7 protein-coding genes are annotated in these 10,188 nt (G+C 65.9%); all 7 read left to right on the plus strand.

Annotated elements, in window-relative coordinates:
• Window positions 1-2,997: DNA-directed RNA polymerase subunit beta' (gene rpoC / locus Q0C59_RS16305; RefSeq protein WP_291217439.1), on the plus strand; the 2,997-nt coding region annotated here is incomplete at its 5' end.
• A gap of 208 nt (window positions 2,998-3,205) precedes the next feature.
• Window positions 3,206-3,799, plus strand: coding sequence for a LemA family protein (locus tag Q0C59_RS16310; protein ID WP_291217441.1), 594 nt, complete (start codon window positions 3,206-3,208; stop codon window positions 3,797-3,799).
• 21 nt (window positions 3,800-3,820) lie between these two features.
• Window positions 3,821-4,882 carry a M48 family metalloprotease gene (locus Q0C59_RS16315; RefSeq protein ID WP_291217443.1) on the plus strand — a complete coding sequence of 354 codons (1,062 nt, stop codon included), beginning with the start codon at window positions 3,821-3,823 and terminating at the stop codon, window positions 4,880-4,882.
• A gap of 65 nt (window positions 4,883-4,947) precedes the next feature.
• Window positions 4,948-6,324, plus strand: coding sequence for a 16S rRNA (cytosine(967)-C(5))-methyltransferase RsmB (rsmB, locus tag Q0C59_RS16320; RefSeq protein WP_370654266.1), 1,377 nt, complete (start codon window positions 4,948-4,950; stop codon window positions 6,322-6,324).
• A gap of 34 nt (window positions 6,325-6,358) precedes the next feature.
• Window positions 6,359-7,069 carry a DUF4390 domain-containing protein gene (locus Q0C59_RS16325; RefSeq protein ID WP_291217447.1) on the plus strand — a complete coding sequence of 237 codons (711 nt, stop codon included), beginning with the start codon at window positions 6,359-6,361 and terminating at the stop codon, window positions 7,067-7,069.
• Between the two features lie 39 nt (window positions 7,070-7,108).
• A complete protein-coding gene (locus tag Q0C59_RS16330) occupies window positions 7,109-9,361 on the plus strand; it encodes an ATP-binding protein (protein ID WP_291217449.1) in 2,253 nt (750 codons plus the stop codon).
• Between the two features lie 30 nt (window positions 9,362-9,391).
• Complete coding sequence (locus tag Q0C59_RS16335; RefSeq protein WP_291217451.1) at window positions 9,392-10,084, plus strand: response regulator; 693 nt, start codon at window positions 9,392-9,394, stop codon at window positions 10,082-10,084.
• Window positions 10,085-10,188: the final 104 nt, after the last annotated feature.

Here is a 10,188-nt window from a genome sequence, read left to right on the forward strand (position 1 = left end):
CTGGAAGAGGTGATCAAAGAGCACCCGGTGATGCTCAACCGCGCACCCACGCTGCACCGCCTGGGCATCCAGGCGTTCGAGCCCATCCTGATCGAAGGCAAGGCGATCCAGCTGCACCCGCTGGTGTGCGCTGCTTTCAACGCCGACTTTGACGGTGACCAGATGGCCGTTCACGTGCCGCTGTCGGTGGAAGCGCAGATCGAAGCGCGCACCCTGATGCTGGCCTCGAACAACATCCTGTTCCCGGCCAACGGCGAGCCTTCCATCGTCCCGTCGCAAGACGTGGTGCTGGGCCTGTACTACGCCACCCGCGATCGCATCAACGCCAAGGGCGAGGGCATGATCTTTGCCGATCTGTCCGAGCTGCTGCGCGCACTCGACAACGGCGTGGTGGAAATCACCGCCAAGATCAGCGTGCGCCTGACCCAGCAGACGCTGGACAAGGCCACGGGTGAGTGGACGTCGGCGACCTCGCTGGTGGACACCACCGTGGGCCGTGCGCTGCTGTCCGAAATCCTGCCGCGTGGCCTGCCTTTTGACGTGCTGAACAAGCCGCTCAAGAAGAAGGAAATTTCGCGCTTGATCAACACCTCGTTCCGCAAGTGCGGCTTGAAGGAAACCGTGGTGTTCGCCGACAAGCTGCTGCAAAACGGCTTCCGTCTGGCCACGCGCGCCGGTATCTCGATCGCCGTGGACGACATGCTGGTTCCCAAGGAGAAGCCAGCCATCATCGACCGCGCTGAAAACGAGGTGAAGGAAATCGCCCAGCAGTACGCCTCCGGTCTGGTGACCGCGGGCGAGCGCTACAACAAGGTGGTGGACATCTGGGGCAAGGCCGGTGACGAGATCTCCAAGGTCATGATGGCCCAACTGGCCAAGCAGAAAACCACCGACCGCCACGGCAAGGAAGTGGACCAGGAGTCCTTCAACTCCATCTACATGATGGCCGACTCGGGTGCTCGCGGTTCTGCTGCGCAGATCCGCCAGCTCGCCGGCATGCGCGGCCTGATGGCCAAGCCCGACGGCTCCATCATCGAGACCCCGATCACGGCGAACTTCCGTGAAGGTCTCAACGTGTTGCAGTACTTCATCTCGACCCACGGCGCGCGTAAAGGCCTGGCCGACACGGCGCTGAAAACCGCCAACTCGGGCTACCTCACGCGCCGCCTGGTGGACGTGACGCAGGACTTGGTGGTCAACACCCAGGACTGCGGCACCACCAACGGCACGCTGATGCGCGCCATCGTTGAAGGTGGTGAAGTCATTGAATCGCTGCGCGACCGTATTCTGGGCCGCACCACGGCCGAGGAAGTGGTGCACCCCGAGACGCGCGAACTGCTGGTGCCCGCCGGCGAGATGCTCGACGAGGACATGCTCGACGTGCTGGAAGCCGCTGCGGTGGACGAGGTGAAAGTGCGCACCGCACTGACCTGCGAAACCCGTTTCGGTATCTGCGCCAAGTGCTACGGCCGCGATCTGGGCCGTGGTGGTCTGGTGAACATCGGTGAAGCGGTCGGCGTGATCGCCGCCCAGTCCATCGGTGAGCCTGGCACGCAGCTGACCATGCGCACCTTCCACATCGGTGGTGCAGCGTCGCGTGCGGCGGTGGCCTCCAGCGTGGAAGCCAAGTCCAGCGGCGTGATCGGCTTCAACGCCACCATGCGCTACGTGACCAACACCAAGGGCGAACTGGTGGTGATCTCGCGTTCTGGCGAAATCGTCATTCATGACGAACATGGCCGTGAGCGCGAGCGCCACAAGGTGCCGTACGGTGCCATTCTCTCGATCAAGGCCGATCAGAACATCAAGGCCGGTGCGATCCTGGCCAACTGGGATCCGCTGACCCGCCCGGTCATCACGGAATTCGCCGGTCAGGTGCGTTTCGAGAACGTCGAGGAAGGCCTCACCGTGGCCAAGCAGGTGGACGATGTCACCGGTCTGTCGACCCTGGTGGTGATCGATCCGAAGCGCCGCGGCGTGACCAAGGTGGTGCGTCCGCAGGTCAAGCTGATCGATGCGCAAGGCAACGAAGTGAAGATCCCGGGCACCGACCACTCGGTGACCATCGGCTTCCAGATCGGTTCGCTGATCCAGGTGCGCGATGGCATGGACGTGGGTCCTGGCGAAGTGCTGGCCCGCATCCCGGTTGAAGGTCAGAAGACGCGCGACATCACCGGCGGTCTGCCGCGTGTGGCCGAGCTGTTCGAAGCCCGCAGCCCGAAAGACAAGGGCATGCTGGCCGAGATGACCGGTACCGTGTCGTTCGGCAAGGAGACCAAAGGCAAGGTTCGCCTGCAGATCACCGACCCCGAAGGCAAGGTCTGGGACGACCTCATCCCCAAGGAAAAGAACATCCTGGTGCACGAAGGCCAGGTGGTCAACAAGGGCGAGAGCGTGGTGGACGGCCCGGCCGATCCGCAAGACATCCTGCGCCTGCTGGGCATGGAAGAGCTGGCGCGCTACATCGTCGACGAAGTGCAGGACGTCTACCGCCTGCAGGGCGTGAAGATCAACGACAAGCACATCGAGGTGATCGTTCGCCAGATGTTGCGCCGTGTGGTCGTGGACAGCGTGGGTGATTCGAGCTACATCGCCGGTGAACAAGTCGAGCGTTCGGAGATCCTCAACACCAACGACGCACTGCGTGCCGAAGGCAAGCTGCCCGCGGTGTTCAGCAACATCCTGCTGGGCATCACCAAGGCTTCGCTGTCGACCGACTCGTTCATCTCGGCGGCTTCCTTCCAGGAAACCACCCGGGTGCTCACCGAAGCTGCCATCATGGGCAAGCGCGACGAGCTGCGGGGTCTGAAGGAAAACGTGATCGTGGGTCGTTTGATCCCGGCCGGTACCGGCATGGCCTACCACGAGGCGCGCAAGGTCAAGGAAAAGATGGACGACGAAGAACGCCGTGCCATCGCCGAGGCCGATGCCGTGTCGCTGGCGGCCGACCAGGCCGAGCAGGCTGACGCTTCCAGTACCAACGAATCGGCCGAGTAAATCCGGCCCCAACGGGCGGTTCGCCGCCCGCCCCGAAAACGCCCCCGGTCATCTGGCCAGGGGCGTTTTTCGTTGTGCGCGAGCGATGGCTCACGCGCAAAAATCGCAGTCGAAGGTAGTATCCATACGCCCTGTTGCCACCGGGGTATGAGGGGTGCCGATGCGTGAAAACGGCATCTCGCCAACGGGTCATGAAAGGAGTTTGAGCATGTCTGTGACAGTCTGGGTGTTGCTGGGTGTGGGTCTTGCCGCGTTCTTCTGGGCCGTGGGTGCCTACAACCGCTTGGTGCGCCTGAAGAACGCCATCGCTAACGCGTTCGGTCAGATCGACGTGCAGCTCAAGCGGCGCTACGACCTGATCCCCAACCTGGTGGAGGTGGCGCGCAAGTACCTCGCCCATGAAGCGCAGACGCTGGAAGCCGTGATTGCCGCGCGCAACCAGGCCCGCTCCGCCGAACAGGCCGCCGCTGCCAGCCCGCTCAACGCGGGTGCGCTGGGCGCCCTGGCCGGCGCCGAGCAGATGCTGGGCGGTGCGCTCGGCCGCTTGTTCGCCGTGGCCGAGGCCTACCCCGATCTCAAGGCCGACCAGAACATGCGCGAGCTCAGCGAAGAGCTCTCCAGCACCGAAAACCGCATCGGCTTTGCGCGCCAGGCCTACAACGACAACGTGCTTGAATTCAACGATGCGGCCGCGCAGTTCCCCACGCTGATCGTGGCGCGCCTCTTCAACTTCCTGCCGCAAGCCATGCTGGAGTCCACCACCAGCGAAGCCGAGCGCCAGACCTTGCGCATCGAGATCTGACGGTCAACCCACAGCACTGGCATGCGGTTCTTCGAGTTCCAGCGCGAAGCACGGGGCGAGACCACGCGCCTGTTGCTGGCGTTTGCCCTGACCGTGGTGCTGCTGGTGCTGGCGGTCAATGCCGCGCTGGCACTGGCCTTGTGGCTGAGCTTCGGTATCTGGATGCCGGGCCCGCTCACCTTTCCGCGCCATTTCTTTCAGGTCAACACCGCGGTCACGCTGCTGTTTGTGCTGGGTGGCTGGTGGGTGGAGACGTCTCGCCTGAGCGAGGGCGGCGGGGTGCGCCTGGCCGAGCAACTGGGCGCGCGACCCGCACAGCCGTCGGGCAATTTTGACGAGCAGCGTTTCTGCAACATCGTTGACGAGATGGCCATTTCTTCCAACGTGAAAAGGCCGAAAGCCATGGTGGTCGCGCGCGATCAGGGTATCAATGCGTTTGCGGCCGGTTGGAACGAAGACGACGCGGTGGTGGCCGTCACCCAGGGCGCGCTGGATCACCTCACACGAGAGGAGCTGCAAGGGCTGGTGGCGCACGAATTCAGCCACATCGGCGAAGGCGACACGCGCCTGAACATGCGCTTGGTCGGCATGGTGTTCGGGCTGGAGATGCTCTACCGCATGGGGGAGACCCTGTTCGAGCCGGACACACGGGACCGTCGCATGGTCGCCGCGCTCCTCGGGCTGGCCATCATGGTTGCCGGCTGGCTGGGCTGGGTGGCCGGACATGCCTTGCAGGCGGCGGTGTCCCGCCAGCGCGAGCATCTGGCCGATGCGCGTGCGGTACAGTGGACGCGCAGCCGCGATGGCCTGGGTGGCGTGTTGCGCAAGATCCTGACCCAGCAGAAAGAGGGCGTGGAGACGCGCGCCGTGGGTTCGGTGGTGCAGCACATGCTGCTGGTGGCCAACGAGTCGGGCAAGGTTGCCGGGTGGTTCGATTCACACCCGCCGCTGACCGAGCGCATTCGCCGCATCTATGGCCGCAACCTGGGTCCGCTCCCCCTGCAGCGGGAGACCGAGTCCGAGGCTGCGCCGCCCGCCGCCGCCGCACCCACCACCGACGCGCCGGGCTGGACCCTGGTCTGAAACGCCGTGCCGGCGGGTCGTGCTGGTACCCTCACCGGTCCCACACACCATTGCCCGGAACCTGCTTGACCGCCTCGGCCTCCCCTCCCGCCCCGCGCCCACCCGGCGCGCCCCTCGGCCCCAGCCTGGCCACCCAATTGCGTCAAACGGCACGCTGTGTGCACGCCGTCGAGCAGGGCCAATCGCTCAGCGACGTGCTGCCACAAGTCAGCGCCGAACTGAGACCTGGTGTCCAGGCGCTGACCTTCCATGTGTTGCGCCATCTGGGCACGGCCCGCGCCCTGGTGGCCCAGCTGGTGCAGCGCAAACCCGACGCTGCGGTGCAGGCCCTGCTGTGCAGCGCCCTGAGCCTGATGCTGGAAGACGCCGGGGCGGGCTCGTCCAGCGGCCTGCACTACGCCGCCCACACCGTCGTCAACCAGGCCGTGGACGCCGCGCGGCAGGACCGCGGCACCGCGCGACAGGCAGCCTTCATCAACGCATGCCTGCGCCGCTTTTTGCGCGAACGCCCGGCGCTGATGGCCGAGGCGCTGCGCCAACCGGTGGCGCGCTGGAACCACCCGACGTGGTGGATCGAGCGCCTGCAGCGAGACCACCCCGAGCATTGGCAGGCCATCCTGGCCGCCAACAACCAGCCCGGGCCCATGACGCTGCGCGTCAACCGCCGCCGGGTCGAGCGCACCGCCTACCAACAAGCCTTGCAGGCGATCGGTGTCGCGTCCACTCCGGTGGGCGACGACGGTCTGGTGCTCGACGCGCCGCAGCCGGTGGAGCGCCTGCCCGGTTTTGCGCAAGGTCACTGCTCGGTGCAGGACGCTGCTGCCCAGATGGCTGCGAAGCTGCTGCTCGAAGGTCGTACCTGGACCGTTGCCGACCGCGTGCTCGACGCCTGCGCCGCGCCCGGGGGCAAAACCGCCCATTTGCTGGAATGCGCCGACCTGAACATGTTGGCGCTGGACGTGGACGCCCGCCGATGCGAACGCGTCGATGACACCTTGAAGCGCCTGGGGCTGAGCGCCGAGGTGCGCTGCGCCGATGCCGGCCAGCCCGACGCCTGGTGGGATGGCCAACCCTTCGACGCCATCCTGCTGGACGCACCCTGCACCGCCTCGGGCATCGTGCGCCGCCACCCCGACGTGCGCTGGCTGCGCCGGGCCAGCGATGTTGACCAACTGGTGAAGGTGCAGCGCAACTTGCTCGAAGCGCTCTGGCCACTGCTCAAACCCGGCGGCCGCCTGCTCTACGCCACCTGCTCCGTGTTCCGCGCCGAAGGCGCCGATCAGGTGCAAGCGTTCCTTGAGCGCCACACCGATGCGGTGCATCGGCCCTCTCCAGGCCATTTGCTGCCCGGTTCAGCGGCCCCGGCAGGGGAGTTCAACGACAATCCGTTGGGTGGATATGACGGATTTTTTTACACTCGCATGGACAAGGCCGCGCCTTGATCGACTGCAGCGCCGGATTTGGTGGGCCGGTGGCATGAGCCCTCTGGCGGGCCTGCGCGTGTTGTCCGGGTTCATTGTTTTCTGGGCCCTGCTTTTTGGTGCGCTCGCGCCGGTCCAGGCCCAGAAACCCCAGGTGTTTCAGCTCAACCTGCATCGCACGCCCGAAGCCTTGTACCTCTCGGGGCGCATGGAAATCTTCCCCGATCAGGTGGTGGAAGAAGCGCTGCTCAAGTCGGTCCCGCTGTACTTCGTGTGGCAGGCCGATGTTTACCGCGAACGCTGGTACTGGACCGACCGCCGCGTGGCCAGCGTCACCCGCACCCTGCGCCTGGCCTACCAGCCGCTCACGCGCCGCTGGCGGGTGAGTCTCTCCAACGATGCCGCGGTGAACGCGGGAGGCGCCGGCCTCCAGTACGCTTTGCACCAGAATTACGACTCCCTGGCCGATGCCCTGGCGGGTGTGGCCCGGGTCACGCGCTGGAAAATTGCCGACGCAGCCCGTCTCCCCACCGACCAAGACCACCGGGTCGAGTTCGCTTTCCGGCTCGATCTTTCCCTGCTGCCGCGGCCGTTCCAGATCGGTCTGGGCAACCAGCCGGGATGGACCATTGAGGTGCGCGACCAGATCCTTGTGCCCAACCGGGTCGAGCCCGAGCGTGCGCCCGCGCCCGCTTCCGAACTGGAAGCCGCCGAGGTACCCGCCAGCGCCAGCGCAGGCGCGGAATCACCCGCCCCGGCCCGCTGACACCCCGGCTTGCCTGCGCGGAATGAAGATCGATCCTCCGTGAATTCACCAGACACCACATCCACCCTGCGCAAGCGACCGGGCGCCGTGCGCTGGGCCGTGGGCGCGGGCCTGGTGTTCATGACCGGTGTGGGCATGGTGCTGCTGTTCCTGCTCACGCTGGCCACGCGCAACCGGGCGCTTTACGAACAGAACTTCGGCTGGCTGGTCGCCATCAATGTGGCCGTGGCGGGTTTTCTGCTGCTGGTCATCGTGTGGCTGGGCGTGCGGTTGGCGATGCGATTCAAACGCGGCAAATTCGGCAGCCGCCTGCTCATCAAGCTGGCCGCCATCATTGGCCTGGTGGGTGTGTTGCCCGGCTTGCTGATTTACACCGTGTCCTACCAGTTTGTCTCGCGCTCCATCGAGAGCTGGTTCGACGTGCGCGTGGAGTCCGCCCTGAGCGCCGGCCTCAACCTCGGGCGCACCACGCTGGACACGCTCGCTGCCGACCTCAGCAGCAAGACCCGCGTGGCCGCCGAGGGCCTGGGGCGCACGCCCAACTCATCGGCGGTGCTGGCGCTGGAGCGCCTGCGCGAGCAGCTCGGTGTGACCGACCTCATCCTCTGGAGCGCTTCTGGCCAGGCGCTCGGCAGTTCGGGCATGTCGCGTTTTGAGCTCACGCCCGAGCGGCCCAGTGCCGCGCAGCTGCGCAGCGTTCGTGTCTCGCGCGTGGTGGCGCAGATCGAGGGGCTGGACGAGGGCGGCGACGGCGAGCTCGAAGCGGCGCTGGCCGCCAACCAGGCGCGCATCAAGGTACTGGCGCTGGTGAGTCCTCCCAGCTTCGGCTTCGATGCGGAACCCCGTTTCCTGCAAGTGGTGGCCCCGCTGCCCGCGGCCCTGGTGGCCGACGCACTGGCCGTGCAAGTGGCCAACCGCGAATACCAGGAACGCGCCCTGGCGCGCGAGGGCCTGCGGCGTATGTACATCGGCACGCTCACGCTGGCGCTGTTCCTGGCCGTGTTCGGCGCGGTGCTGCTCGCGGTGCTGCTGGGCAACCAGCTGATCCGCCCGCTGCTGGTGCTGGCCGAGGGCATGCGCGAGGTGGCCACCGGCGACCTCTCGCCCAAAAAGTCGCTCACCTCGCGCGACGAACTCGCCGGTCTCACCCGCACCTTCGCGCTCATGACGCAGGACCTGTCGGACGCGCGCGCCGCCGTGCAGCAAAGCATGGAGCAGGTGGACGCCGCACGCGACAACCTGCAGACCATCCTGGACAACCTCACCGCTGGCGTGGTGGTGCTCGACCAGCAGGGGCGACTGCAAAGCGTCAACCCCGGCGCCGCGCGCATCCTGCGCACGCAGCTCAACGTGCACATGGGCCAGCCTCTGGCCACCGTGCCCGGGCTGGAGACGTTTTCCACGGCGGTGCTTCAGCAGTTCGAACGTTTCCTGTCCGACCAGACGCCGCATGAAGGTGGCTACTGGCAGCAGTCGTTCGAACTGACCGCCAACGGCACCACGCCGTTCGACGAAGGCATCACCTTGATCGCGCGCGGCGCGCTGCTGCCCAACAACGAGCGCCTGCTGGTGTTCGACGACGTGTCCGAAATGGTGTCGGCGCAGCGCGCCAAGGCCTGGGGCGAAGTCGCCCGGCGCCTGGCGCACGAAATCAAGAACCCGCTCACCCCCATTCAGTTGTCGGCCGAGCGCCTGGCCATGAAGCTTGATGGCAAGGTGCAACCCGCCGAGCAAGCCATCCTCAACAAATCGGTGCGCACCATCGTCGACCAGGTTGATGCCATGAAGCGCCTGGTCAACGAGTTCCGCGACTACGCGCGCCTGCCCGCCGCACAGCTGCAGCCGGTCGATCTCAATGCGCTGGCGCGCGACATCCTCTCGCTCTACGACAACGCCGCCGTGCCCGTGCACCTGGAGGCCGCCGACGACCTGCCCCTGGCCCAGGCCGACCCGCAGCAGGTGCGACAGATCCTGCACAACCTGGTGCAGAACGCCCAGGACGCCATGGCCGGCGTGCCCGATGCCCAGGTGCTGCTGCGCACGCGGCGCTCCGACTCCGGCCAGTGGGTGCGCCTGTCGGTCCTGGACCAGGGCCCCGGATTTGCCGAGCACATCCTCAAGCGCGCGTTCGAGCCCTACGTGACCACCAAGGTCAAAGGCACCGGGCTGGGGCTGGCCGTGGTCAAGAAGATCATGGACGAGCACGGCGGCCGCGTGGACCTCGGCAACCGTGTGACCGATGGCAAGGTGATCGGCGCGCAAGTGTCGTTATCATTCGCGGTTGCGAATTGACAACAAGTACCGAGGGAAACACACCGAGCCATGGCAACAATTCTGGTCGTAGACGATGAACTGGGCATCCGGGACTTGCTGTCCGAAATCCTGAACGACGAAGGTCACACGGTTGAACTGGCCGAGAACGCGGCCCAGGCCCGCGCGGTGCGAGCCCAGTTGCGACCCGACCTCGTGCTGCTCGATATCTGGATGCCCGACACCGACGGCGTGACGCTGCTCAAGGAATGGGCCAGCACGGGCTTGTTGTCGATGCCGGTGATCATGATGAGTGGCCACGCCACCATCGACACCGCGGTGGAAGCCACTCGCATTGGCGCCACCGCTTTTCTCGAAAAGCCCATCACCATGGCCAAGCTGCTCAAAGCAGTGGACCAGGGCTTGAACAAGACACCCCCCAAGACCAGCGCCATCGCAGCGCCGGTTCGACTGAACGCCGGCCTGACCATGGACCTCACGGTGGAAGCCGCCATGACGGGCGGCATCGCGCCCGAGCCGGTGGTGGACATGGGACCGCAGTCCTCCCAGTCTTTCAACCTCGAAGGCCCGCTGCGCGAAACCCGCGACGAATTCGAGAAGGCCTACTTCGAATACCACCTCGCCAAAGAGTCCGGCTCCATGACCCGCGTGGCCGAAAAGACCGGCCTGGAGCGCACCCACCTCTACCGCAAGCTCAAGCAACTCGGCGTGGATCTGGCGCGCAGCAAACGCAACGCCCTCTGAGCCCCGTCGCCCGGAAAATCGGGCGTCGTAAGCTGCTACAATCTCGCTTCTCTCAGGCCCGGTAGCTCAGTTGGTAGAGCAGCGGATTGAAAATCCGCGTGTCG

It is taken from the genome of Hydrogenophaga sp., assembly GCF_022844385.1.
In the GTDB taxonomy this organism is placed as follows: Bacteria; Pseudomonadota; Gammaproteobacteria; order Burkholderiales; family Burkholderiaceae_C; genus Hydrogenophaga.